Here is a 25,749-nt window from a genome sequence, read left to right on the forward strand (position 1 = left end):
TGCCGTCGCCGGAGTTTCCGCGCGAGTGAGCGCGTCACGCTCTCGTTCCACGTCCCGACTTCGGGGGAACGGCGGCCTCGCGCACCGCGAGCGCGCGCTGGTACGCGGACAACGCCTCCCGGGCGAGTCGGCGCCGGGAGTACCGGCTCAGGACGCGGTCGCGCGCGGCCACACCGAACTGCTCCCGCTGCGTCTCGTCGCTGAGCAACGCCTTCAGCACACGCGCCAGTCGCCGGCCGTCCTCCGGCTCGACCAGTTGACCCGTCACTCCCGGCAGCACGACGTCCTTCAACGCCCCGACCGCGGTGGCCACGACGGGAACGCCGCAGGCCATCGCCTCCAGCGCCGCGATGCCGTACCTCTCGGTGCTCGGCGCGCACACGGCGACCTCCGCGGACCTCAGCACCGCCGGCCGGCCCGTGCGCGACACCCCGTCGGTGCTCACCAGCTCCACGTGGTCCACAGTGGACAGAACCGCACCGACCGCCGCGGCGCCGGTGTCGCAGGCGGGTTCTCCCGCCATGACCACGCGCATCCGCCCGTCGTGGAACTCCACGGGACCCTCCGGCGTGAACCGGGAAACGTCCACGCCGCTGGGCACCACGGACACGCGCGCACGGCGAATCCCCAGCCGGCACAACGCCTCGGCCTCCTCGGTGCTCGTGGCCAGGAACCACGCCGCCTCCCGCGTGATCAGGAACTCGGCCTCGGTCCGCTGCCGCGTGTCGGGCTCGCTGAACCCGTGGAAGGACTGCACCACCGGGATGCGCAGGCGGTACGCGCTGATCAGCGAGACCAGGCCGGACGTCCAGTGGTGCGCGTGCACGACGTCCGGAGCCTGGGTATACCACCGCCGCCGGACGAACTCCGCGAAGTCACCGAGGTGCGTCACGAGCTCGTCCTCGGTGAGCGCGCGAGGGGGCCCGGCCGGAACGTGGACCACCTCGAACCCGTCGTGGCCGCGCACGAGATCGGGTGACGTGGAATCGTCGCGCCGGGTGTAAACGACGACTTCGTGTCCGGCCGACCTCAGGCCTGCGCACAACTCCGCCACGTGCGCGCCCTGGTCCGTTTTTTCCGTGAGTGGACTTGCTTGCGCCGACACCATCGCGATTCGCATATTCCGGCCGCATCCTCGGTCTGTAGCTCCATTACGAGCTGCCGGTTCAACTCGACCACGTCCGGTGATCGCCCGACCGTATTGCCTGACGGGCTCGCCGACAAGCGCGGGGTCGGCCGGCGAAGGAGCTGCTCAACGGCTGGTTGCGATCTTTGGCAAGCCCGCTCACCTGCGGCGACACGCCGACTGGACGTCGACGAGCGTGGCGCGCCGTCCTCCCGGCGGTCTCGGGAGCCGGCGTGGAACCCGATCATTCACCCCAAGGCAGGGTGCGCGCGCGGAATTCCTGTGTTCTGCCTGATCGGCGCGCGAGCAATTCTTAAACATCGAAATTGGAGTATCACCCGAACGTGTGATAGGAAGTGGTTTTGTTCACGCTATGGCGTGATCGGCGATTTGGTGCGACCAAGCCGATTGGATACGGTCCTGTCGAACTTGCGAACGGCATATCCGGCCGACGCGGTTCCTTTCTGGAAAATCCGATCAAGGAGATTTTTGTGCTGAAGAAGGCAGGGGCGGCCGTCGCTATCGCGGGCGCTTTCCTCGGTATGGGTTCCACCGCAATGGCCGATGCCCCTGAGCTGGACATCACGGACCAGGTGGGCGTCGCCGACCTGAACGACTCCGAGGTCGCCAGCGATCTCAACGCCTGCTTCATCGACGTCAACGTCATCGCGGTGCCGGTCCTGTCGGACAACGACAGCGGCCTGTGCGCGAACCCCGACGACAAGTGACGTGACACGGCGCCCGCTCCGGCGGGACGCCGTTGTTCGAAGGGGGAACGGGGCAAGGCCGGGGTGCCGGCCCCGTTCCCCCGGAGCACGCGCAGATCAACCGACTTGGTTCGTGAGGAGAAACGTCATGCTGAAGAAGGCTTTGGCCGCGGCCGCCGTGGGCGCCGGTTTTCTGATGATGGGCACGCCGGCGCTCGCGACGCAGGGCGGCGACGCGATGGACGACATGATGGACCTCGCGTCGAGCTACGACCACAAGCACCAGGTCGGCCTCGTCAACATGGAGGACTCCGAGCTCCTCAGTGACATCAACGTCTGCCACGTGGACGTGAACGTCATCGCGGTGCCGCTGTTCTCCAACAACGACGGCGGGCCGTGCGTGAACCCCGACGTCGAGGCCGACTCGGACCGCTGATCCGAGGCTCGTCCAGGGTGCCCGGCTGAACCTTCGGCCGGGCACCTCGCATGCCACCGCCTCCTGAGGACGGTTCTTCGGGGGCCGTCCCCAGGGGGCCGCCGCGGTCACGACACGGTCGTGCAGGGCACGACCGCCCAGACCGACTTCTCGGCCAGGCGCCGGATCACGCCCCACCGCTCGGACAACCGCTCCACGATCACCAGCCCGCGGCTGCGCACCGAGTCCGGTGTGGACGGTCGCAGGCGGGGCAGGTCGGGCGAGGCGTCCTCGGCGACGATGCTGACCACACAGGGGTCATCAGTCCTGCGGAGCCTCAGGCGTGCCGGGAACCGGGCGTGGTCGAAGACGTTGGACGCGAGCTCGGTGACCACCAGGAGCACGTCGACGAGGTCGTCCTCGACGAGGTCGGTCAGCAGCGCTCTCGCCCATCTGCGCACGTCGGCGGTCTCGGTGACGGCGCTGACGAGCTCCAGTGCGTGCCACTCGCCATCAGCACCCGCGTCAGGGGCGGCATCGCCTCGTTCTGCCGGTGTCATGTCCTGGGAGATACCTCGGCTTCACCGCTCGAAACCGGGCTGTTCGCGGATCGTTCGCCCCAGGCCCCCTGTCCTGCGCGAAGATGGGCGGCAGGGTTGCCACCACGGCGACGCGGGTAGCCGACACTGCCGGCGGACATGCCGATCGCCCCGCACACCGGCGCCGCGACGAGGCCGCTGCCGTTCTGGAGAGGTGCGTGACGTGAGCTCACCGGTCACCGGAGCACAGACGGGCCCGCAGCCCGTGCTCGCAGGCGAGAAGACGCCGTTCGAAATGCTCCTGGTCAAACTCTTCGCGATCATCCCGGCACTGGCGCTCCTCGCCGCCGTCCCGCTGGCGTGGGGCTGGGGACTCGGCTGGCTCGACATCGCGCTCGCGGTCTCCTTCTACACCGTCACGTGCCTCGGCGTGACGGTCGGGTTCCACCGCTACTTCACCCACGGGGCGTTCAAGGCGAAGCGGGCGCTGCGGATCGCGCTCGCGATCACCGGCAGCATGGCGATGCAGGGCAAGGTGATCGGCTGGGTCGCCGACCACCGCCGGCACCACGCCTACGCCGACCGGGAGGGCGACCCGCACTCGCCCTGGCTGTACGGCACGTCCGCCGTCGCGCTGGCGAAAGGCTTCTGCCACGCGCACATGGGCTGGATGTTCCGGCGCGAGCTGACCAACGCCGAGCGGTTCGCCCCCGACCTGCTCGCGGATCCCGACGTGCGCCGGGTCGACCGCTGGTTCCCGGCGCTGACCACGCTCACCCTGGTGGCCCCCGCGGTGCTCGGCGGACTGATCTCGTGGAGCTGGTGGGGTGCGGTGACCGCGTTCTTCTGGGCAGGGCTCGTCCGCGTCGCGGCGCTGCACCACGTGACGTGGTCGGTCAACTCGATCTGTCACATGATCGGCGACCGGCCGTTCGAGGCCCGGGACAGGTCGGCGAACTTCTGGCCGCTCGCGATCCTGTCGATGGGGGAGTCCTGGCACAACTCCCACCACGCCGACCCCACCTGCGCCCGCCACGGCGTCCGCCGCGGCCAGATCGACGTGTCCGCGCGGCTGATCTGGCTCTTCGAACGGCTCGGGTGGGTCACTGACGTGCGCTGGCCGCGGCCGGAGCGCCTGGCCCGCAGGCTCCGGGACACCACAGCGGGCTGACCGTCAGCGGCCGTGCCAGTCCAGGCACAGGACCATCGCGTCGTCCTCGACGACTCGCGTGTCGCGGTGCCCGGCCAGCTGGCGGAGGATCTCGCGCGGCACCTGCGCGGCGGGCAGCAGCCGGGTGAGGTTGACGGCCCTGGCCAGCGCGCGTTCGCCGTAGCGTTCGCCGCCGGGGGAGGCCACGTCGTAGACGCCGTCGCTGACGAAGATCAGCCGGTCGCCGGGCAGGACGTGGAACTCCTCCGCCGTGTACTGGGTGTCCTCGAACATGCCGAGCGGCAGCTGGTCGTCGAACTTGACGCTCTCGGCCTTGCCGTCGCGCAGGCGCCACATGCTGGGCGAGCCGGCGTCGATCACCTGGACGCGGCCGGTCGCGAGCTCGAACTGCAGCAGCAGGACCGCGACGTGCAGCCGGCCCGCGTGCTGGCCGTAGATCGCCTGGTCGGCCAGGGCGGCCTGGTCGGCCAGCGGGACTCCGGCGCGGCGGGCGTTGCGCAGGGCGTTGATCGCGAGGTTGGTCAGCAGGGCGGCGTCGATGCCCTCGCCCATGCCGTTGGTCACCGTGAGCGTGAGGTGCTCGGCGGAGGTCGACCAGTCGAAGTTGTCGCCGTAGATGGCGTAGGCGGGTTCCAGCTGGCCGCCGAGGTCGTACTCGGAGCGCCGGCAGGACCTGCCCGGCAGGAGCTGCCACTGCATCTCCGCCGCGAGCGTCAGCCGCGTCGCGCGGCGTGCCTGCAGGTAGAGGTCGGTGTCGCGTTCGGCGACGAGGATCTCGTGGGCCAGGGTCCGCGCGATCGAGACCAGGTCCGCGACGTCGTCCTCGGCCGGTGCCTCCGGGAGGTCGACCGCGAGCACGCCGAGCCGGTCGCCGCGGACCGTGACCGGCAGGTAGGTCGTGACCGCGGTGCCGGAGAGGTGTTCGACGAACGGCTGCTGGGCGCCGAAGGCCTGGCCTGGGGTGCTGCCGTTCACCGGGATCGGCGCGCTCGTGTAGGGCAGTTCGGCGACGGGCTGCAGCATGGTCAGCGCGTAGTCGGCGAGGAGGAGCTGCACCGAGTCCGCGCCGTACAGCCGTCTCAGGTGCTCGCGGGCGACGTCGAGCAGATCGTGCGGCGCCGCCGATCTGAGCGCCTGCTCGACGACGAGATATCTGTTCACCGCTGCTGCGGTCACGGGGTGCCTGCCTTCGGTTGACGCGGTCGAACATGACACGGGACGACGTGGGATGCGACAGTAAGCGGGTGAACCGGATGCGGCCGCACGCCACCGTCGACGACGTGCTCCAGGTTCTCACCCAGGTGGTCGAGCAGGTCGAAGTGATGTGGGAACGGAGCAAGGACGTCTCGCCCGCTCCGCTGTCGGTCTCCCAGCTGCGGGTGATGTTCGTGCTGGAGAGGTCCGAGGGCGCGAACCTGAGGACGCTCGGCGAGGCGCTCGACGCCGCCCCGTCGTCGGTCAGCAGGCTCTGCGACCGGCTGCAGGCGGTCGGGTTCCTGGAGCGCGGGCTGAGCGCGACGAGCAGGCGTGAGGTCGAGCTGACGCTGAGCGAGCGCGGTCGCGCCTACCTGCGGGACCTGCGTGACCGCCGGCGTGAGCACCTGCGCGACGTCGTGGCCGGCCTGCCGCCGTCCGCCCGCTCCACGCTGGTCTCCGGCCTGCGGCAGCTGCGCGACGCGGGAGCGTCGGTCCAGCGGCTCGACGCCGATCACGACGCCTCCGGGTCGCAGACCGCCTGACCCGCCGAGCACCGTTCCGCCACCAGCGGATCATCCTCCCGACGCGACGGTGTTCGCACCGCGACCTCCCCCACTGACGTTTGCCGTGCGACAATAGTTTAGTAACGGCGACAATCGGGGCGGGGGACTGCGTGACGACAGGCCAAGGCGCCGTGCGTCACCCTTCTCAATCATGCTCGCCGGTCGTCCCCGAGCAGACCAGCCGGATCGGGTCGGAAGCGGACTTCTTCACCGCCAGGCGCGCCGTGCGCGCCGCCGCGGTCGTGGCGGGGTTCGACCTCATCGCGCAGACCAAGGTCGTCACGGCGGCGAGCGAACTGGTGCGCAACGCCTTCGTCCACGGCGGTGGCGGTGACATGACCATCACCCAGGTTGTCGCGGTGAGCGGCCGCCGCGGACTCCGGCTGAGGATCACCGACCACGGCCCCGGCATCGGCAACGTCGAGGCCGCGCTCGTCGACGGCTTCAGCACCGGGGTGGGCGCCGGTCACGGACTCGGCGGGACGCGCAGGCTCGTCGACGAGTTCACCATCGACACCACCGTGCTGGGCACGACGGTCACCGTCGTCGGGTGGGCGACGTGACGGCCGACGCGGCGGTGCGTGACCTGCGGGCGCGGCTCCGGTCCCTGTGCGACGAGCACGGCGTGCCCGTCGAGCTGCGCGCGCGCCTGGTGCTCAGCGCCACGCTTCTCGCCCGGGACGGCCTGGTCGCCCTTCCCGCGACCGTGCTCAGCCACGTGGACGCGCAGCAGAGCACCCTGGTCGTGGCCGTGCCGCTGCTGGCACCGCTCGACCGGCCGCGGAACCTGCCGCTGCCGCCCGAACCCTCGAACGCCGCCGAGGCCGTGTGGCGGGTGCCCGTGCTGACGCGACCGCGGCACGACCGGCCGGAGCCCGAGGACGACCAGAGCGCGACCGAACGCGAGCTGCGCGCGGCGCTGGCCCGCGCCGACGCGCTGGAGCGCGAACACCTGCAGCTCAAGCACGAGCTGGCCGAGACCAACAGCGGTGTCGTGGCGATGTACGTCGAACTGGAGGAACGGGACGAGCAGCTGCGGACGGCGCACGCCGTGATCTTCCGCGAGCTGGAGGACGCCCTGCGCCCGCCGCCTCCCACCGTGCCCGGCCTCGAGTTCGGCGTGCACTACAAGCCCGCGGACCAGGACGCGCCCACCGGCGGCGACCTCTACGACTGGTTCGTGCTCGCCGACGGCACCGTGCAGATCACGATCGTCGACGCCGTGGGCCACGGCGTCACCTGCACCCGCAACGCCCTCAACGTCACGCACACCATCCGCACCCTCACCCTCGACGGCTATCCGCTCGAGGACCTGGTGCGCCGCGCGGCCGAGATCAACGAGACCCTCATGGCGACCGTCCTGATCGCGAGGCTCGACCCCGCGACCGGTGTGCTGCGCCTGGCGGGCGGCGGTCACCCGCCCGCACTGCTGGTGTCGTCCACCGGCGAGACCGCCTACCTGACGGCCAAGGGCCGCGGGGTGGGGTTCCCCGATCCCGGCAGCTTCGACATCCACCACACCACGCTCTCGCCGGGAGACCTGCTGCTGCTCTACACCGACGGGCTGGTCGAGAGCCGCGGCGACGTCGACGAGGGCGAGGTCCGGCTGGCCGACGCCGCCAAGGCGAGGTCGCGCCACCCCCTCGAGACCGCGCTGTCCGCCGTCGTGGAGGACATGCACGACGTCGTCCTCTACACCGACGACACCGTGCTCCTCGGTCTTCGTTTCCAAGGCACCGCAGAGGAAGCGCGTTCCCAGGACTAGGGCTGACGGTGCTGGAACGGTGCCCGGTCAACACCTTCCACCCTTCGGGAAGACTTACCTTTCCGAGGGGTGAAGTTGCGCGGCGCCCCCGCACGCACCGCAGCCGGAGAACCGGCCGGAGGCCACGCCCGAAGCGATGATGATCTACACGGTCCAGGGCACGACGTCGATCGGCGGGAAACGCATCCCCGAGGGCGGTTGCCTGGGCCAGGCGCGCTGCCCGGCCGTCGAGCGCACTCGCGCCCAGCCCGCTGAGCACCGGTCCGCGCCACAGGCGCAACGCCTCCCGCATCTCGGTCACGGCCTCGCGCGACGCACCGCGCCCGGCGGCCTGTCGCGCCCGCGTCACCATGGCGGTGAAACGCAGCAGGTCGAGTTCGTTCTCGCCGACCGCCACGCGGTAGCCGGGTCCGTCGGTCACGATGATCCGCTGGTCGGTGTCACCGAGGCGGTCACGCAGCGCGGAGACGCAGTTCTGCACCTGCTTCGTCGCGGTTGCGGGCGGTTCGCCGTCCCAGGTCGCCTCGATCAGCCTGCCGACCGTCACCACGGCGTTGGGTGTCAGCAGCAGCGCGGCCAGCACCCTCTGGTGCCTGCTGCCCGGCAGTACGAGCCTCGTGCCCCCGTTCCACACCTGCAAAGGCCCGAGCACGCGAAAGTCCACGCGGACCACCCCCGCCTGGAAGATACCGAGAGCACCCGTCTCAATCGGGTGGGGCGACGGCGGACTCGACGATCGCCCGCAACGCCGTCTCGACATCTGGCAGCGTTCGTGCGATATCGCTCAACGTCTCCGTGCGCCTCCGGAACCAGAGTTACCCGCTGTGTCCACGATGCCGCCACCATCAAGTCGATCAATCGGATGTTTCCGACCCTGTCGAGTTAGCAAGACGACCGCATGTTCGGCGAGGGAGTCCTCCGACAAGCACAGTTACCGGCGGATCTCGCGTACGGGCATGACCGCCACGTCATGCATGCGCCAGTCCGCGTCGCGCAGCAGGTGGCTGAGCCGGTCGAGTCGCTCGACGAGGTCGTCGGTGCCGGCTTCGGGCACGACCAGCATCTCGCCGACGAACACGTGCCCTTCCTCGCGCAGCCGGATCCAGGCGTCGGTCACCCAGGGCTGGGCCAGTGCGAGCTCGGTGAGCTGGGTGGGCAGGGGGTGCGGCCGGTTGTCGGTGACGGTGCGGGGCCGGCGGTCCATGAGGTCGGCGACGGCGGTGCGGGTGGTGCGCACGCCGTCGCGGACGATGTCGGCGGAGATGATGATCGCGGCCACGGCGTCGGCCCACCACAGCCCGGCCCCGATCCCGATGATCCCGAGGACTGCCGCGCCGGCGGTGAGCCAGTCCGCGCGGTTCATCTCGGCGTCGGCGTACAGGACCTTGTCGTGCAGCTGTGCGGCCAGTTTCGTCTTGGCGCGGCCGAGGAGGATCGCGGGGACCATGGTGGCCAGGAGGACGGCGATCATGGGCCAGCCCAGCCACAGCGTGTGACCGAAGATCTCGATCAACCCGATCGGCGGGCGTTCGCCCTGCACGAGCCGCAGCACGGACTCGACGAGGATGTAACCGCCCAGCGTCAGCAACGCCAGAGCGGAGGCCAGGAACGCGATGGCGACGGAACGGTGGTGCCCGTAGGGGTGTTCGTCGTCGGAGGGCCGGTCGCGGTACCGGTCGGCGATCAGGAACGCGATGGGCGGCGCGAGGGCGAGGATGTCCTCCACCCAGGCCGCTTTCATGGCCTGTGACTGGCCGAGCACGACGGCCAGCGCGGTGATGGCGACGACGAAGAAGGCGATGGTCCACCACTCGAGCCGGACGGCGCGGCGGTGCAGCGCCGCCTTGTCCGGTGGCAACTCGTACCTGCCGTGGATCGCGACCACGTCACGACCCCGCACGGTGGGTGTCGAGCAGCAGGCGACGCACCTCGTCGGGTTCCAAGGCGAGCAGGAACCGCTCCACCGTGCTCTGCCAGGCGTTCTCGCCGGGCGGCACCGCCAGGACGTGGTCGGCGCTCGACAGGTGGGTGCCCGCGTCGGTCAGTCCGGACTCGTCGACCAGCCAGTCCGGGACGACCGCGGCGCCGTCAGGACGCGGGGGAAGCGTGGCGACGGGAACAGCGGTCGCGTCGTGGTCCGACAGCAGCGCGGCTTCGGCGGTGCCCGTCCGCACCAGCACCCGCTGCCCGGCGACGTCGGCTGGTGCTCCCGCCGGCACCGCCACGACCATGTCGACCGTGAGGTAGTCGGTGGTCAACGCGACTTCCTGTTCCCAGGGCGACTCGGCGTCCAGGCCCGCGACGACGAGGTCGAGGCCGCGCTCGGACAGCGCCTCCATGAGCTCGGCCTCGCCGCCGGGCACCCACTGCACGCGTGCGCCGAGGCTGTCGGCCAGGCGTTGCACCAGCACCGTCTCGACGCCGCCCGGCGTCTGACCCGCACTGCTGCCGTCGACGATGGTCCACGGCGGGTTGTGCGCCACCCCGACCCGGATTGTCCCCGCCCGTACCCGGTCCAGGGTGCCGTCGGCGTCGCGCGGCCACTGGCAGCCGCCGAGGGACATCGCAACGAGCGCCGCCGCGAGGATCCGCGTCCACGGGCGTCGAGCGCACACAGCCGAGGCCATGCAGATGATGTTGCCCAGACCGGGCGCGCTAAACCGTCGATGCTCCGGTGAACGACGTGCTCTGGCCAGGGCAACCGGACAAAACGCCCGATGAGGTGATGATTCTCCTGGTCGGTCCGCTCGGTGGAGCGGGTTCCACCGTGAACGGTCGAGCGTCCTCCACAGCGACAGGAGAGTCGCCTGCATGGCTCTGTCCACAGTGAACGGAAAGGATTGATCTCGTTCGGCGTTCCACTGTGAGGGAAGAGCATGTCGAGACTGAAGTCCGTACGTTGTGGAGTGGCCCGAGCGGCCGGGGTCGTGCTGGTGGGTGCGTTCGCCGCCACGGCGATGACCGGGACCGCCGGTGCCGTCATCAACGGAAAGGACGCCACCGAGCGCTACGAGTTCATGGCCTCGATCCCGTTGACCGTGCCGAGCGCGGGCAACGCGAAGGGGGTGTGCGGGGCATCGCTGATCCACCCGCGGTGGGTGGTGACGGCGGCGCACTGCGTCGGCCAGGGCGAGGGCGGGGCGGTGCTGGACGGGACCGTGCGCATCGGCAGTGATCGCCGGACGTCCGGCGGCACCGTACGGGCCATCGACCGCGTGGTGCGCCACGCGGGCTACTCGGTGATGCCGGGCACGCAGCCGAACCGCAACGACATCGCGCTGGTGCGACTGGACCGCCCGGTCGTCCACCAGCCGATCCGGATCGCCGAGCAGGCCGGTGCGCCCGGGACGCCGACCCGGCTGCTGGGATTCGGCACCACGGTCGAGGGAGCAGGCCCCGACGAGTGGAAGTTCGCCGAGCGGCTCCAGCAACTCGACACCCGTCGCGGCACCGAGTCCGAGTGCGCACCCGGCTTTGCGGACCGGACCCGGCTGTGCACGGTGAGCCGGGAGGCGGGCGCCATGGCGTGCTCCGGCGACTCCGGCGGGCCGCAGGTCCAGCGCGGGAAGTGGGGCCGGTGGGAGCTGATCGGCGTCACCTCCGGTCCCGGTGACGAAGACGTGCCCTGCGCGAACGGTCCAGGCTTGTACACCAATGCCACCGCGTACACCGGCTGGATCCAGAAGACGATCAACACCAACCGCTGAGCACCCGCCGGAGCGTTCGGCGTGACCGGGTGCCGCGTCGGCGTTGGCGGCCACTTCCCGCTCGGATCCAAAGTGGACTGCTGGGTCAAGTCGTTGGTGCGTGGGCGCTTTGCGCGCGATCGTGGCCCACGAGGGCATCACCTATGCCGGATGTGTTGCACACTGCGACTTTTCGCGACGTACACACATGACCATTGCATCGTCCTAGCGGCTGAAGCGAGGACAGTCGCCTGGCTCGCTGCGGCGGCGTCCGCCGTGCACTGTCAGGGGCTGCTCGTCGGCTGCTCCGCACGCAGCTCGGAGCACTTCCCGTCCATCGGGCTTGCGCCGGTCAGGGTGAAATGACTCCAGCGCCCAGGCCGGTCTTGCGTACCTCTCGCGAAGGCGGCTGTGGCTCCACGGGGATGGCAGTAGATCAAGCCGCCCTGGTCGCTGATGGGAGCCGTTTCCAGAGTCTGGGCGAGGGCGGCGAGCGGCGCACCGCCGTCGGCGCGGAGTTCGCGAAGTGCCTCGGACGGCGCCTTGTCCCCGAACGGGTTCTCCATCATGTCCAGCAGGCCGTCGTAGTCGTGCCGACACGCCATTTCGTGCACAGCGGAGACGGTGACGAAGGCGTTGTCCCCCAGGGGAGACCCCGCCGAGTCGGTCTTCATGACCGCAGAGCACCGCGGTTCGGAGGGAGCCGTGGTGCCGGCGGAGACCGGCGCCGCGACGGGTGCCGGCGGCTGACGAGATTCGCGATGGGCTCGAATCGCGACTGCTGCGGCGAGGATCAGAACCGCCGCCGTGATGCTCCAAGCCAAGTCTCTTCTACGTGAACGGTACTTCCGCATGTCAGCAGTCTGGGATCGAGGAGAAGTGGCCCGGATCTGGGACGGACGGCATGCTGAAGTCGCCGGTGGACTGGTGGACCGAAGCGTACGAGGCGGTGTTCGGTCCTGAGCAAGCGAAACCCGAGATGCGGAAGCTCTGTCCGCCGTCGTTCACTCGCACCTCCTTGATTTCGGCACCTGACTGGTAGCTCACCGCGAGGTCGTACTCGTAGCTGTGGCGTTCGGTGGACACCGTCAGCACGACCTCGTGCGTTTCACCGTCGTTCAGCTTGATGGTGTGCGCTGGGAAGAACGGGCCAGTTGGTACCCGGTGCCGTTTTTCCTCGTCCTCGACGGAGGACTGCACCACGGGAAACGGATCGTCCAGCTTGAGCAGAACCTCGGACGACGGCTCCGCACCTTGGGGTGGCGACGACACCAGACTGCCGCTCAGCGGTGGTCTCGTCGCGCGGATGACCGGCCTGATGTCGGTGACCCGAACCTCGCGGCCTTTCGGTCCTTCCAGATGCAACCGGATGAGCTGGTGCTGCACGCTCACAGCGCCGGGTGACAACCGGACGTCCCTCGCGATCGCGGGGTCGACGCCGGCCATGGGGCGAGCCATCCTCCGGATGAGTTCAGCACCGGGAAAATCGGGCGATTCACTCACGTAGCCCCAAGGGCCCATGTCGTTGGCCGAGAGATCCGCGGTGACCAGCAGTTCCGACGGCGCCTGAACTGCCGCGTCTGCCGAGGTGCGCTGTCCGTCACCGGGAACCGCGACGATCGCAGCACCCACCAGAACTGCGGCGATCACGATGGCGGCCGGAAGCAGCCAAGCGCGCGGGGGATTGGCGCCCAGGTTGATGTCACCTCGAACGACGTTGGCCTGGATCACGTGTCGTGCGGTGCCGTGGTGTGTGTTCCGCGTTGATGTGGGCTGTTCGTCGGCATCGCTGGCGTGAATGCCGTCGCTCATCGCTCTCCCCGGATGTGCGGCATCGCGAGTCTTGTTACGCCTTCCAGGGCGAGAGTGACACCAGAGAACGCGAATATGGCGCCGGCGGCCGTTCCGGCGGTGCGCGCTATGGATCGACCAGAGGTCATGTGTCCAAGTCTGCCCGACCGGACCGCTAGCCATGAACCTCCACAGCTGATCTACGTGTAGCCGCACCGAGATCCAGTGGACGGGCATTGAGGTGTTCGCCCGGCGGGGGAGCAGCAGATCGGCACGCAGTTGATCACCTACTGACTGCTGTGAGCAGCCACGCCTTGTGGCAGTCCGGATCGGAGCAGCTGGTAATCGGCCATGTGGGCGTCGTGCAAGAGGCAAGCGCGGCTGAGCAAGTCTCCAGCGACGATGCCCCGTCATCGCCGCCGCGATCGCGTCTACAAGGAACGGCGCGATGACGTCCGCCAAAGCCAGCACCAAGGGCGACATCTGTCTGGACTGTGACGGCCAGCCGAGCATTCGCCCCCTGTGGGGTGCCAGAACTCTGCAGCCACACGCTGACCTGCGGTGATCAGTTCTGTCATCCTGCAGGCATGATCGTGGGTGTGGCGCTGCGACTGCTGTATCTCGTCTTTGCTCGGCTCGGTTCTCGCGGACGCCGGCATTGATGTTGTGAAGATCCGGCCGAGGTGTCCGCGGGCTGACTGCCACGCGGAACGGTTTGTCGGCGCTGTCAGACGAGAGCGCACCGACCGGCTGCTGTTCGTCGACCAGCGGCACCTGACGTCAGTGCTGTACCGCTGCACGGTGGCCGGAGCCTGGGGGCATGCTGACGGTCATGAATCGTGAGCACGACGTCGTCGTCTACGGCGCCACCGGGTTCGTTGGGACGCTGACCGCCGCATACCTGGCCCGGCACGCCCCCGAGGGCGTGCGGATCGCGCTGGCCGGGCGGTCTGCGGACAAGCTCGCCGCCACCAGGGCCGGGCTGCCTGCGGCGGCACGGGAGTGGCCGCTGGTCGTCGCCGACTCGGGGGACCCGGTCGCGCTGGCGGCGCTGGCCGCGTCGACGCGGGTACTCGCCACCACCGTCGGCCCGTATGCCCGTTACGGGCTCCCGGTCGTCGAGGCGTGCGCACGGGCCGGCACGCACTACGCGGATCTGACCGGCGAGGTGCTGTTCGTCCGGGCCGCGATCGACGCCGTGCACGAGCTGGCCCTGGAGTCCGGAGCCCGGATCGTGCACGCCTGCGGCTACGACTCGATCCCGTCGGACCTGGGCATGTTGTTGCTGCACGAGCGGGCCGTGGCCGACGGCGCAGGTCCGCTCACCGACGTGCGGTTGGTGGCTACGGTCCGCGGCGGTTTCAGCGGCGGCACGATCGACTCGCTGCGGGCGCAGATTGAGGCCTACGAGAGCAATCCCGGCCTGCGGCGCGTCGCCGCCGATCCGCATGCGCTCAGTCCCGACCGCGCAGCAGAGCCGACGCCCGCCCAGCCCCGTGACGCGGCGATGCCCTCCCGCGCCGCCGACGGAACGTGGCAGGCGCCGTTCGTGATGGCCCCGTTCAACACCCGCATCGTGCGGCGCAGCAACGCCCTGCTCGACTGGGCCTACGGGCCGCAGCTGCGCTACGGCGAGGTGATGGGCGCGGGGCGAGGCGTCAGCGGAGCGCTCGTGGCGGCCGGTATCACCGGCGGGCTGGCCGGGCTGGTCGGCGCGATGTCGGTCAAGCCGGTCCGCGGCCTGCTCGACCGGGTGCTGCCCGCGCCCGGTACCGGGCCCAGCGAACAGGCTCGTGCGAAGGGCTGGTTCCGTTCGGTGCTGTACGCCACCACCAGCTCGGGGCGCCGCTACCGGGCCACAGTCGCCGGACCAGGCGATCCCGGCTACGCCGCCACGGCCGTCATGCTCGGGCAGAGCGCCCTGTGCCTGGCCCTCGACGACCTCCCGCCGCGGTCCGGCTCGCTCACGCCTGCGACGGCCATGGGCAGGCCGCTGATCGATCGCCTGCGGCTCGCCAGCCACACCTACGGCGTCACGACCGCCTGACCCACGCCGCCGTGGGGTTTGGTGCTTCTTGCGGCCTCGGGAAGCGTTGTGCGTGCCGAAAAGTACATCCGCGCAGTCGCGGGCCTCGGTGAGTGGCAGGTGGTCGTCGGGCATGATCGCGCCCCGTACTGGTCCGCTTCGCTTACCTTGCCGTCACCTACGCCTTCGCTGCGCTGCGGCTACTGCACTGACTGACCGCGAGAAGGACGTTGAGATTCTTGCTCTTCGCCACCAATTCACCGTCTTGCAGCGCCAACTCGGCGACCGACGTCCTCAACGCCGACCTGAGGACAGGGCGTTCCTCGCCGCGCTCCTGACGCCGCTGGCTCCTGCCACTCTGCGCCGACTCCGACTGCTGGTCAGCCCGGATACGGTGCTGCGATGGCATCGTGACCTGGTGAAGCGTCGCCACGCCGAGACGAGCCGGCGTCGAAGGCGTGGGCGTCCGCGGACCGTGGCATCGGTCCGCCGCCTTGTTCTGCGTCTGGCGGCCGAGAACTCCTCGTGGGGCTATCGGCGCATCCACGGGGAACTCGCTCTCCTCGGTGTCACGGTTGCTCCTTCGACCGTGTGGGAGATCCTCAAAGTTGGTGGCGTCGACCCGGCGCCACACCGAGCGACTGTGACATGGGCTGAGTTCCTGCGCTCCCATGCCGAGGTGGTCCTGGCGATGGATTTCATCGAGACCGTGCGCATTCTCGGTACAACCGCGCACCCGACACATGACTGGGTGACGCAGGCCGTCCGGAATCTCCTGATGGACCTCGTGGACGCTGGCAGCCTCGCGCGAGTCAGGTTTCTCATCCGTGATCGTGACGGTAAGTATCCCGCGCTGATCGACGAGATCCTCGGCGGCGCCGGGATCGCGACGATTCTGACCGGCGTGCGGGTGCCCCGCATGAACGCGATCATGGAACGCTGGGTCAAGACGCTGCGCGGCGAGCTCCTGGACCGCACGCTGATCTGGAACGAGGCCCACCTTCGGCGCGCGCTGCGTCAGTACGAGCAGCACTACAACGAGCACCGCACCCACCGATCCCTCGCCGCAGCAGCACCCTTGCGAGCCTGGCACCAGCCCCTTGGACCTGACCGGATCGAACGCCTTGCGGTACTTCGACGGGACCGTCTCGGTGGAGTCCTCCACAAGTATCGGCATGCCGCTTGACCTGTGCGGACGTAATTTTCGGCACACACAACTACGGCGAGCACCGAGCCCGCCGGCCGCTCGCCGGCGCGCCACCCCTGCGGGGCTGGCCCCAGCCTGGAGAACCCGCTCAGAGCGAACGCATCAGCATAGACCGACATGATCTTCTGGGCTGAGTCATCCACGAGTATCGCCATGCGCCTTGACCTGCATGGACGTAGTTTTCGGCACTCACGCCGCTGTGTGCGAACTGGGTGTCAATCTGCCGGCTTTGTGTTAAGTCCATCGATCCAGTCCTGCACTCGGCGGGAATCGACTTCGGCCTCGATTTTGTTAAACCAAGCCAAAGCCATGTTCCATACTGCTTTGGCTTTGCCGAGATTTCCAACACGCTCGTAGATGATGCCGAGGTTTCGATACGCGATGCCCTCGAGATCTCTTTCGTCCAGCTGGCGCAGCTCTGCTATTGAATCCTCGAAGGCGGATATGGCCTCGTCGAACCGTTCGAGTGCTGCATAACACATGGCGAGGTCGAACTTCGTGCGGGCTTTCCGGTGCCTGTCTTGTAGAAGGTTGAAAATTTCCATGGCCTGTTGGTGAGAAGAGAGTGCATCTTCGTACCGACGCAAGCGCCAATAGGTCGCGCCGAGCGAGGCTAGGTTGTGGGCAAGCCCCTGTTGGTCGTTTAGTTCCTGCTGGATCACTAGCGCGTCCATGCCGAACGCAAGTGACTCATGGAAACTTCCGGTGTCGTACAGGAGAGTCGCGATGCTGTGCAAGGCTCGCTTCTCCTGATGTCTGTTTCCGATCGCGACGCTTAGGTCGCGTGCCTCCGAATAGCATGTCATCGCGAAGTCGATGTGCCGCAATTGCCTATGTGCGTGTCCGAGGTCCACGCGGAACACGCACTCCAGCTCCTTTTCGCCGAGATGTTGGGCAGCCTTTATGGCATGCTCGCTGACTTTGACCCAGTCATTACTATGCCGAGAGGCGTCGAAGAAGGGATACAGGGCCCATGCGAACCGGCGAACGACATCGTGTTCGCTGGCCTCGCTGGCAACGGTAACAGCTGACACGAGCGTTGAACGGCGGCGGGTCAACCAAGACATCGCTGCTTGCGCGTCCTCGAACTCGCTGGAACGAACCGCAGATGGTGACGCGTCCAGGTGGCTGCACGCATCCTCGGCCCTAGACAGGAAATGACGGAGGACTCGGAGCAGCGCTGCCCTTCGCTCTTCAGTCGTCTCATCCACGAGACAACGCTGCGCGTACAAGCGCACGAGATCGTGGAACTGGTACGAATCGAGATCGGCTTCGTCCAATAGATGCGCCCGACGGAGTTCGCGAACCAGTCTCCGAGTCTGAGTGACGGATAAGCAGGCCAGCGCAACTGCGCCCTCGAGTACGAGGTCGTCCCCAGGATGCAAAGCCAGAAGACGGAAGAGTCGTTGTTGGTCCGGGGCAAGCGAGTTGTACGAGAGGGCGAAGGCCGCATGTACCGCACGGCTGTCGCCGTCATCCATAATCTCCAGTCGGTCCTGCGCATCTCGCAGCTCCGCGGCCCAATCGACCTCAGGATGGTCGGCCCGCAGCGCGGCCATGATCCTTAGTGCGAGAGGAAGCATGCCGCACAGACGCGCAATCTCGGGGTCGCCGACGAGCTCAGTGGCATCGTCCTTCGATAGAAGGCCGATCTCGACCCGATGCGCGTTGTCCAACCCTGACAACGTGTGCCTGCTGGTGATCAGAACCCGGTGATGAGCTGCGCCTGGCAGCAGAGGTCGAATCTGTCCTGCTGACGACGCGTTGTCGAGCACGATCACCATCGGGGGAGCTTCGGTGAGCAGTGAGCGATACAGGGCCGCGCGCTGGGCCTCCTCGGGAGGAATTTCATCCCCGTTAACGCCCAGAGCGCGTAGAAAGTCGTCCAAGGCTCGCGTGGGCGTGACGCGACGCTCGTCGTCGTATCCCTGCAGGTCTATGAACAACACGCCGCCAAGCGGCGCGGCATCGTGGGCGGCATGCAGGACCAACTCGGTCTTACCGATGCCAGCAAGACCTGAGACGACTACAGAGACGCCTGCTCGAAGAGCCTGAAGCTCCTTCTCTCGGCCGACGAACCGCGAGGTGATCGGTGGCAGGCCCGCCAATGCTGTTAAAGGGAGACGCCCAGCGTTGAACACGATCTGCCCAACGTCGCGAGCCTGTGCTACTTGACCGTGGACGTCACCAGTGGAGGAGTTGTCCGTGCTGCCTGTCACCATCGAAGTATCGCTACCAGTCCAAGAACAGCTTCAACCAGACCTCCGGTCGTCGCCCTCATGCGGTGTGCGCCAGCTTCGGCATCAGTCATGCCCCACAGGTTTATCGCCGACGTTCCGGGTGCACAGGTCATGACGCTGTACGGAGGAGCAGGTACTGCGGTCGTGGACGGGACGCTGCTTGGGGCGGTCATTCCCGCCGCCGAGTCAGCTGCTGTGGTGGGATCGCCGCTGGATCCGGCCGTCACCACGGAGGTCAGCACCACTGCAACGTTCGAGTGTCAACAGCACGCCCCTGCGCGTGGTGGGCTGTTCGCCGCATCACGCGACGAATTCTCCCAGTCGTGCACCGAGAGGCGACGCCTGCTCGCCTCGGGTGCGGTCGACGAGGTGAGCAGGACTAGCTTGACCTTGTCCGTTCCTCTCGGCGTAATGGTCACAGCGTCAAGGACGATCGCGCTCGAAGTATCCGGCATGCCGTTCACGTGCAGGAACACCTCGTACGGTTGGTCCTTGAGGTTGCTGATCTCCACAGTCAAAGACACCTGGTCGCCGGGATTAGTTCGAGATCTTCGTCGCAGACGAGCATCAGGGCGATCTCGCCGCTCGACTCGCTTCCGTGGAAGTTGATGGCACCGATGCTTCCCTCTGGAAGACGGTCTCCGCTGGGCCGGAGAACTCGTTGAGAGGCTCGTCGTCCTCGCTTGAGAACGCTTTCTCCTTTCGCCGCTCACAGGTTGTCGCACGCACCGGAGCCGGCGTTTCGCGACTCACCGCTTGCGGCCGAAGTTTCTATGTCGCGTGGCATGTTCAGGCGAGTAACGGCATGAACGAAGCTGGCGACAGTAGTAGGAAGCGATCAGTTCCATGAGCAAGGAAACGGTGGTCAAGTGACGGACATCGAGATCGCGGTCGGGCTCTTGATCGCTCGGATGACGCGTCCCGCACACCTCGAGCGGGAGCACCTGGGCACGAATCGGGACGGAACGTCCGAACCGGCGCTCCAGCTCGTGTACGAGATGATCACAACGAAACTGAGCGGAGATCCCGCGCTAGAGCGACTCGCACTCGAGGTCAACGGGTCCGGCCAGATCCGGCCGCGGACACGGGCAAGGCTGGCCATGGCGTTGGAAGACGCCGCCGAGGACGATCTCCACTTCGCAAAGGAGCTGGAAGCCGCCGTCAAAGAGGCCCAGAAGTTGGACCGTCTCGAAGTTGAAAACCGTGGAAGCGTCACGAATCAGATAACCGGCAACGTCAGTGGGCGAGTGATACAGGCCCGTGACATCCACGGAGGTGTGACCTTCCACGACGGCAGCAAAGGAAAATGACGATGTCGTTGGCCGCCGTCATCGTCGCCAGCCTGGCGTTGATCGTGTCATGCCTCTCGCTCGGCTGGCAGATCTTCAGCTTCAACCGTTCCGGCCGCCGCGCGAAGGTCTACGTCTCTATCGGATGGCGAGGTAATGGCACGCAGCTGCTGCTGCAATCGATTAAGCGCCGCGATGACCCCCTGGACGTCCTTTCACGCTTGTCTGGAAATGGTCCCTCCACCCCTGTACTCGGTGTGACGGTGCACAACGTGGGCAGATCCGATCTCTACGTCTCCGCGGTCTTCATCATGGGCAAGTCCCGTGCCAGCAGTCACCTGCCTGCATCCGGGGCTACCTGGCCGGCCCTGCCTCATCTGCTCAAGGCGGGCGACAGCGAGAACTGGTACTTGGACATCTTCGAGTTTATGTCGATCTGCAAGACCCTGGGTGACGGGAACATCAAGGACGTTCGCCGCCTTGGCATGAGGATCACTCTAAAGGATGGGCAGACGATAACCGTTCGACGGCTGATAAAGCTTGAAGAGCTGCAACGGATATGGAACGTCTCCACCAATACGAACGGGGTGTCGGTGGATTAATCTCGACGAGGATTCGGCGCTCGAGCGGCTCGAACTCGAGGCGAACGGTTCTGGCGAGATCCGCGAGTGCGTGAGGAAGAGGCTGGCATGGCTGTGCAGGACGTGGCCGAGGACGACCTCATTTCGTGCGGGAACTGAAGCAGCCCACCACGATGGGCGGATGTTGGGTCCGCTCGAAGGAAGATGGCCGGGGAAGCGTCACAAGCTAGATAAAGGAGGCCGAGGATCTTGTGGGTTCCGTGGGAACGCGCCGAAGGTTTCAGCGGAAGATCCTGGCTGTTCGAGGCAATTCTCGACTGGGTGGAATCAGTGGACCGCACGCTGGTGATCGTGGGGGTTCCCGGCAGCGGCAAGTCGGCAATCGCGGTGCAGGCTGCGCACTCGAATCTCGGGCAGGCACACGCACTCGGCACGAGACTGCCAGAAGGCTGGCTTGCCGCGACGCACTTCTGCGACTCCTACCGCAGTGAGACGCTGGACCCGGCCTTGTTCGTGCGATCGGTGATTCGCCAGTTCTCGGTCAGCGTGCCGGGGTTCGCCGAGGCCATCCGCAGCACGGCAGTCGACCTCGCCGGCGGGCCGACGCTGAACCTGGCCGCGTCCGTGACCATCGGCGAGGTCCAGCATGGTGCGACGGTCATCGGTGCCGCGGTGGACCTGCACGGCTACACGCCGGGGGAGACGATCAGTCGTTTGTTCGGCGAGGCACTCCGGTCGCTGAACCTGTCGGCCCGGCCGATCGTCCTCGTGGACGGCATCGACGAGACGGCTGCGTTCCCGACCGAGGTCACGATCGCCGACCTGCTCACCGGGCCGACGTTCCAGGACGTTCCCGTCAGGCTGCTGCTCACCTCGCGGCCGGCTGGCTACCACCGCACCACCGACGTCCGGGTGATCGACCTCGACGCCAGCTGCTCCTCCGGGCAGGCGGACGTGCGCGAGTACGCCCGGTGGCGTCTCGCTGCCAGGGTGCCCAGCCGCGACCTTGACCTCCTAGCCGATTCCGTGGCGGCGGCCAGCAACGGGAACTTCCTCTACGCGCACCACGCGATCGATGAGCTGCTGGAAAGCGATCACGCGCACCCCTGTGCCGTGCCGGAGTTGCCGGGCGACCTCAGCCAGGTCTACCGCGGGTTTTTGCGCCGGAGTATTGCAATCACCGGGTCGGACGGCAGGAAACAACGTTGGCGCACCGCCCTGCGTCCGGTGCTTGCTCTGCTCGCCGTTGCCCAGGGCGACGGCTTGACCAGGCAGCAGCTTCACGCGATCACCGGCCTGGACTCTGACGTGCTGAACGACGCACTGGAAGACCTGTCCCAGTTCCTGCATTTCGGTGACACCGCCGTGCGCGTCTTCCACAACTCGTTCCGCGAACATCTCACCTCCGGACGCGGGGGAGAGTTGCCAATCGTCGATGCGCGTGCTGCCCACCACAAGATTGCCACGGCCGCACTGGCTGCGGTTCAAGCCGCGCCGGACGGATGGGAGCGAGCGGACAGCTACACCAGACGTTACCTCGCCGTGCACGCGCGGCAGGCGGGCGTGCTGGTGGACCTGCTGGCGGAGGTAGGTTTCCTCGTGTTCGCGGAACCTCATGGACTGGTCACGGCGATCGAGTCACTGGATGAGATCCCCGCCGCTGGGTTGGCCTATCGGCAGGTGTTCCCCGAGCTCCTCGCACACGACGACGCCGGCACGCGACTGTCCTATTTGGACTTGGCGATGCACCTCCATGCGCTCGATGAGCACCTTGGGCGGCTCGCGGACCTGGCGATCCGGCGGCAGTGGTCCTGCCGGTGGAGCCGCGCCAGGCCGTCCCTGCACCGCCGGATGCTGCACGGGCACGAGCACCCGGTCACCGCGGTCACGGCCGCCCATATCGCCGGCACGCTCGTCGTCGTGTCCGGAGACAACGACGGGCACGTCCTCGTCTGGAACCCGGTCAGCGGAGCGCTTCTGCGCCGATGCCGGGCACACGAGGCCGCGATCGTCGGCCTCTCTGTCGTCCTGCTCGACGAGGGACCGGTCCTGATCAGCGGTGCCAAGGACTGCACCTTGCGCAAGTGGGACCTCGACACCTTGCAACTGCTCGGCAGGTTTGCCTCGGAGCTCGACGTCTCGGCCGGGGACAGCCGCGACTCGCTGCTCACCGCGGACGGCACCGTGCTGATGCGCGATTCGGTCACCAGCGAGGCGGAAGGTCCTGTCGCGCACCGGTTCGCGATGTCCGCGGTGCGAGGTGTGCAGACCCCGGACCGCTCCTGGGTCGTCACCGCCGGAGAAGACGCCGCGGTGCGCGTGTGGGACGCGGAGTCGACGGACGCAGTTCTCGAGTTCGGCGGGTTTCCCCAGGAGGTGGCGGCCGCGGACGTAGCCGCGGTCCAGGACGAGGTGATCATCGCGACGGCCAGCCACCTGGACGTCTCAGTGTGGAATCTGAAGACCCGCCAGGGCTACCTCGTCTCGCGGGCATTCCCGGCGAACGTTCGCACGCTCGCCCTTCTCCGCGTCGGCGATGACCTCGCACTGCTGACGCCCGGCCAGGGCACGGGCGCGGCGCTGTGGAACATTCGCACTGGCGCGTTGATCCGCGAGTTGCCTGCCCCGAGCCCGGTCACCAAGCTCACCGGAACTGCGGCCGAACCTGGCCGATCCCATCTGGTCGGGGCATTGGCGGACGGGCGAATCCGCGTGTGGATCGACGAGTCCGCCGAGGTGCGTGACCTCTTCGGCCACAACTCCGCCATCGGGGCTATGGAGGCGGTCGACGCGGACGGGCGCCCTGTGATCGTGAGCGGAGGCGCCGATCGTTCGGTCCGCATCTGGGACCCGCGGATCGGCTCGGGCTCGGCACCGGTCGAAGCCATGACTCACGTGTGGGCGCTGAGCAGGGCCGAGCTCGAAGGGCGTCCGGTGCTGACTGCCAGCAGCATCGTCGGTTCGGTCACCGTCCATGATCTCGTCAGCGGTGAGGAACTGCACCGTTTTCAGGGCAACGCGAACGAGGTGTACAGGTCCTCCCTAGCCGTGAGCGACCGTGGCCCAGCGCTCGTCGCGGCCGGCGACGATGGGCAGGTGCGGGTGTGGGATGTGCGAACCGGCGGGCTCGTCCACCGCTTCGCCGGTCGCCGCTGCCTGAACAAATGGCTCGGCATCGGACACGCCGGCGGCAGATCTGTAGCGTTCTTCGTCACCGGCGACGGCATTGCCGGAGTGGACGTCGGCAGCGGTGCTCTGATTCACGAGCTCCAACTCCCGACCAGCCGGTTCACCGCGGTCGCGGTCCTCTCGACCAGCTCCGACACGTTCGTCGTGGTGCTCGAAGGGGACACTCTCCTGGTCTGGGGCACGGGATCCAGGTCGGTGTTCCAAATCGACGCCGGCGCGTTGCCTGCCACCCAACTCGCCGTGGCAGGCCAGGACGGCCGGTTGGTGGTCGTACTCGGCTATCCGGATGGCCACGTCGAGACGTGGGACGAGGAAACGGGCCGGCACACCTCGTTCACCGGGCATGCGGTGGAGATGGTGACCATGTCCGCTGCCTATGTCGGCGCCGATCTCGTCGTGGCGACGTCGGCAGGCTCGCGGGACGTGCACGTGAGCATGTCCGGTGTTCTACAGGAGATCCGGATGAGCGGCGATGTCCGCGACGTCGCCGTGGACCCGTCGGGAGCGGTGGCGATCGGCACCGCCGACGGCGTGACGTGCATCGACCTAACGGCACAGAACTTCGGGGCGGTCAAGCGCAGCACCGCGACCGTGGTGGACCTCCAGGCGACCACCCCCGCGCGCACCGACGGAAACCTCTTCGACCCGCGCGGGACGGACCTCGTGATGGGGATCGCTGAGGATTACGGGCACACCGCCGTCGTCACGGGTTCGGTGCTCGTACTCCTGCAGCGCTATCTGGACGAGGCGATCGAGCGGCACGGCCCGCACCATCCCGACGTCGCCCGCGCGCTCATCCGAATCGCCCGCCAGTTGCTCGACGAGGACAAGACGGATGACGCGCTGTCAGCGTTGAACGACGCGCTGACGGTGGCCGATGCGTGTGCCATGCCTGCGGTGGAAGCGGTCGAGATCCTCGGGTTGTCGGCGGCGGTGCACCGCCGCGCCGGAGACCTTGGTGCCTCACTGGAAGCGCTGCGGCGGATCGCGGCCATCCACCGTGGCAGCTCCGCACATGCGGCTCCCCTCGGGGAAACGCTGACCCGCGTCGTCGAAGTGCTGATCGAGGCAGACCGCCCGGAGGAAGCACGGACGACGATGCCTCAAGCGCTTTCCGCGCTGACGCTGGCGTTCGGCGCCAACCACGAAGAGCTCAGCAAGTCGCTCCACCGCGCCGCTTCCGCGTCCTTCTACCGGGATGACGTGCAAGGCGCCTTCTTCTACGTGCGGCAAGCGCTGGCACTCGACGATCGACGTGCTCCGAGCGGCGACCGTCAGACACGAGAGAGCCTGCTCTACCTCGCGTGGCTCGTGGAGCAAACCGAGGACGGTGGTGAGGAAGCGCTTGTTCTGACGGAGCGTGCTCTCACCGTGAGCAGGCGTGTGTACGACGCCAATTCCGAGCAGGTTCTGAGCGTGCTCGGGTTACTGACCAAGCGGTTGTTCCACTGCGGCGGCGCCGAGCGCGCGGCTGAGGTGACCGGGGAGCTCGTCACGGTGTCTGAGACGCTGCATGGGCCGGAGTCGATGGACACCGCGTTCGCACTAAACAGCTACGGTGTCGCGCTGCTCAACGCCGGTGACGCACACAGCGCAAGGAGCGCGCTGGAGCGGGCAGCCTGGCTGCTGGACGGGTCGGAGGAAGCCGATGAGCAGGCCGCGCAAGCCGTGCGGGCGAACCTGACCACAGTCATCCGCGAACTGGAACGGCCGCCTGCGCCGCAGTAGAAGAGGTCAGCTGTCCCGTGTAGTGAGGTCGATACCGACGACCTCACCACCGGTGGACACTCGCTTCACCTTGACGTTCGCTTCGACGTCGGTGACGTCGCCGAGTCCGTTACCCGCCCGGAGCCCGGCCAGCTGGCCTTCAACGTCTCCCGCTTCGACGTCGACGTCGACCCGCTTGCGGGGTGTGTTGCCTGCACCACCTACGTAGACGTCGCCGTGCACGTCGCGCATCTGCACGGCGGCTGCCAAGTCTCCCTCGATGGAGTTCTGCGTCGAGCCCTCACCAGTGGTCATCGTCGTCCTCCCCTCGTCCGATGTTGGTCCAGACTAATCGGTCGGTCCGTGACGATGCCGTCCGACCGCACGCCACGCCTCCCGTCCACGGTGCGCGCCGCATGCTGTGCCGCCCGGAAAGTCATCGCTGCTGAGTAGCGAGGTCTTCCCGGCTGCGAGCATGCCTGGGTGATCGTCTCGCTGTTGTACAAGGTGGTCTGCAAGTTGCTGTCTGTTCCGGCGGTGCTGTTTTGCA

Annotated in this window: 22 protein-coding genes and 1 pseudogene; 12 read left to right on the forward strand and 11 right to left on the reverse strand. The window is 67.7% G+C overall.

Going from position 1 to position 25,749, the window contains the following annotated elements:
• Window positions 1–34 precede the first annotated feature (34 nt).
• Window positions 35–1,054, reverse strand: coding sequence for a glycosyltransferase (locus ABZX02_RS08110; protein WP_355296030.1), 1,020 nt, complete (start codon window positions 1,052–1,054; stop codon window positions 35–37).
• A gap of 428 nt (window positions 1,055–1,482) precedes the next feature.
• Between ABZX02_RS08110 and ABZX02_RS08115 the strand changes: the two genes are divergently transcribed.
• Both ABZX02_RS08115 and ABZX02_RS08120 read left to right on the forward strand, forming a co-directional pair.
• Entirely contained in the window at window positions 1,483–1,854 is a 372-nt protein-coding gene (locus ABZX02_RS08115; RefSeq protein WP_355296032.1) for a hypothetical protein, read from the forward strand.
• 127 nt (window positions 1,855–1,981) lie between these two features.
• The gene (locus tag ABZX02_RS08120; RefSeq protein ID WP_355296034.1) at window positions 1,982–2,269 is read left to right on the forward strand and encodes a hypothetical protein; all 288 of its coding nucleotides are present in this window, start codon (window positions 1,982–1,984) and stop codon (window positions 2,267–2,269) included.
• A gap of 107 nt (window positions 2,270–2,376) precedes the next feature.
• On the opposite strand, the gene ABZX02_RS08125 is transcribed toward ABZX02_RS08120, so the two are convergent.
• Window positions 2,377–2,808: an ATP-binding protein gene (locus ABZX02_RS08125; RefSeq protein WP_355296036.1), complete on the reverse strand. Its 432-nt coding sequence runs from the start codon at window positions 2,806–2,808 to the stop codon at window positions 2,377–2,379.
• A gap of 274 nt (window positions 2,809–3,082) precedes the next feature.
• Between ABZX02_RS08125 and ABZX02_RS08130 the strand changes: the two genes are divergently transcribed.
• Window positions 3,083–3,958, forward strand: coding sequence for an acyl-CoA desaturase (locus tag ABZX02_RS08130; protein WP_355296716.1), 876 nt, complete (start codon window positions 3,083–3,085; stop codon window positions 3,956–3,958).
• A gap of 3 nt (window positions 3,959–3,961) precedes the next feature.
• On the opposite strand, the gene ABZX02_RS08135 is transcribed toward ABZX02_RS08130, so the two are convergent.
• Window positions 3,962–5,134, reverse strand: coding sequence for a GAF domain-containing SpoIIE family protein phosphatase (locus ABZX02_RS08135; protein WP_355296038.1), 1,173 nt, complete (start codon window positions 5,132–5,134; stop codon window positions 3,962–3,964).
• Window positions 5,135–5,211: 77 nt separating this feature from the next.
• On the opposite strand from ABZX02_RS08135, the gene ABZX02_RS08140 reads away from it, so the two are divergent.
• From ABZX02_RS08140 to ABZX02_RS08150, 3 genes are all read left to right on the forward strand, one after another.
• The gene (locus ABZX02_RS08140; protein ID WP_355296718.1) at window positions 5,212–5,697 is read left to right on the forward strand and encodes a MarR family winged helix-turn-helix transcriptional regulator; all 486 of its coding nucleotides are present in this window, start codon (window positions 5,212–5,214) and stop codon (window positions 5,695–5,697) included.
• A gap of 206 nt (window positions 5,698–5,903) precedes the next feature.
• Entirely contained in the window at window positions 5,904–6,281 is a 378-nt protein-coding gene (locus tag ABZX02_RS08145; RefSeq protein ID WP_355296720.1) for an ATP-binding protein, read from the forward strand.
• Window positions 6,269–7,483, forward strand: coding sequence for a PP2C family protein-serine/threonine phosphatase (locus tag ABZX02_RS08150; protein ID WP_355296040.1), 1,215 nt, complete (start codon window positions 6,269–6,271; stop codon window positions 7,481–7,483). Before ABZX02_RS08145 ends, ABZX02_RS08150 begins: the two co-directional genes overlap by 13 nt.
• 211 nt (window positions 7,484–7,694) lie before the next feature.
• Here the strand turns inward: ABZX02_RS08150 and ABZX02_RS08155 are convergent.
• The 3 genes and pseudogenes from ABZX02_RS08155 to ABZX02_RS08165 all read right to left on the reverse strand — a co-directional run.
• Window positions 7,695–8,243: pseudogene (locus ABZX02_RS08155) on the reverse strand (winged helix-turn-helix domain-containing protein); the annotation flags it as partial.
• A gap of 171 nt (window positions 8,244–8,414) precedes the next feature.
• Window positions 8,415–9,368, reverse strand: coding sequence for a cation diffusion facilitator family transporter (locus tag ABZX02_RS08160; protein ID WP_355296042.1), 954 nt, complete (start codon window positions 9,366–9,368; stop codon window positions 8,415–8,417).
• Window position 9,369: 1 nt separating this feature from the next.
• Window positions 9,370–10,110 (reverse strand): transporter substrate-binding domain-containing protein, encoded by a 741-nt coding sequence (locus ABZX02_RS08165; RefSeq protein ID WP_355296044.1) that lies wholly within the window; start codon window positions 10,108–10,110, stop codon window positions 9,370–9,372.
• A gap of 249 nt (window positions 10,111–10,359) precedes the next feature.
• On the opposite strand from ABZX02_RS08165, the gene ABZX02_RS08170 reads away from it, so the two are divergent.
• The gene (locus ABZX02_RS08170) at window positions 10,360–11,190 is read left to right on the forward strand and encodes a serine protease (protein ID WP_355296046.1); all 831 of its coding nucleotides are present in this window, start codon (window positions 10,360–10,362) and stop codon (window positions 11,188–11,190) included.
• A gap of 263 nt (window positions 11,191–11,453) precedes the next feature.
• Here ABZX02_RS08170 and ABZX02_RS08175 read toward each other — a convergent pair whose 3' ends face one another.
• Window positions 11,454–11,843, reverse strand: a complete 390-nt coding sequence (locus tag ABZX02_RS08175) for a hypothetical protein (RefSeq protein ID WP_355296048.1) — start codon at window positions 11,841–11,843, stop codon at window positions 11,454–11,456.
• A 181-nt stretch (window positions 11,844–12,024) separates the two neighbouring features.
• A complete protein-coding gene (locus tag ABZX02_RS08180) occupies window positions 12,025–12,981 on the reverse strand; it encodes a hypothetical protein (RefSeq protein WP_355296050.1) in 957 nt (318 codons plus the stop codon).
• A gap of 811 nt (window positions 12,982–13,792) precedes the next feature.
• Between ABZX02_RS08180 and ABZX02_RS08185 the strand changes: the two genes are divergently transcribed.
• Window positions 13,793–15,007, forward strand: a complete 1,215-nt coding sequence (locus ABZX02_RS08185) for a saccharopine dehydrogenase NADP-binding domain-containing protein (RefSeq protein WP_355296052.1) — start codon at window positions 13,793–13,795, stop codon at window positions 15,005–15,007.
• Between the two features lie 454 nt (window positions 15,008–15,461).
• A complete protein-coding gene (locus ABZX02_RS08190) occupies window positions 15,462–16,172 on the forward strand; it encodes an integrase core domain-containing protein (RefSeq protein ID WP_355296054.1) in 711 nt (236 codons plus the stop codon).
• A gap of 236 nt (window positions 16,173–16,408) precedes the next feature.
• Here ABZX02_RS08190 and ABZX02_RS08195 read toward each other — a convergent pair whose 3' ends face one another.
• Both ABZX02_RS08195 and ABZX02_RS08200 read right to left on the reverse strand, forming a co-directional pair.
• Window positions 16,409–18,412 (reverse strand): tetratricopeptide repeat protein, encoded by a 2,004-nt coding sequence (locus ABZX02_RS08195; RefSeq protein WP_355296056.1) that lies wholly within the window; start codon window positions 18,410–18,412, stop codon window positions 16,409–16,411.
• Window positions 18,413–18,693: 281 nt separating this feature from the next.
• Window positions 18,694–18,945: a hypothetical protein gene (locus ABZX02_RS08200; protein ID WP_355296058.1), complete on the reverse strand. Its 252-nt coding sequence runs from the start codon at window positions 18,943–18,945 to the stop codon at window positions 18,694–18,696.
• Window positions 18,946–19,302: 357 nt separating this feature from the next.
• Here ABZX02_RS08200 and ABZX02_RS08205 point away from each other — a divergent pair, with 357 nt between their 5' ends.
• From ABZX02_RS08205 to ABZX02_RS08215, 3 genes are all read left to right on the forward strand, one after another.
• Window positions 19,303–19,743 carry a hypothetical protein gene (locus tag ABZX02_RS08205; RefSeq protein WP_355296060.1) on the forward strand — a complete coding sequence of 147 codons (441 nt, stop codon included), beginning with the start codon at window positions 19,303–19,305 and terminating at the stop codon, window positions 19,741–19,743.
• A gap of 2 nt (window positions 19,744–19,745) precedes the next feature.
• Window positions 19,746–20,324: a hypothetical protein gene (locus ABZX02_RS08210; RefSeq protein WP_355296061.1), complete on the forward strand. Its 579-nt coding sequence runs from the start codon at window positions 19,746–19,748 to the stop codon at window positions 20,322–20,324.
• Window positions 20,325–20,552: 228 nt separating this feature from the next.
• Entirely contained in the window at window positions 20,553–25,220 is a 4,668-nt protein-coding gene (locus tag ABZX02_RS08215; protein WP_355296063.1) for a hypothetical protein, read from the forward strand.
• A 6-nt stretch (window positions 25,221–25,226) separates the two neighbouring features.
• Here the strand turns inward: ABZX02_RS08215 and ABZX02_RS08220 are convergent, their stop codons facing one another.
• The gene (locus ABZX02_RS08220; RefSeq protein ID WP_355296065.1) at window positions 25,227–25,514 is read right to left on the reverse strand and encodes a hypothetical protein; all 288 of its coding nucleotides are present in this window, start codon (window positions 25,512–25,514) and stop codon (window positions 25,227–25,229) included.
• Window positions 25,515–25,749: the final 235 nt, after the last annotated feature.

Source organism: Lentzea sp. NPDC003310 (assembly GCF_040610935.1).
In the GTDB taxonomy this organism is placed as follows: Bacteria; Actinomycetota; Actinomycetes; order Mycobacteriales; family Pseudonocardiaceae; genus Lentzea.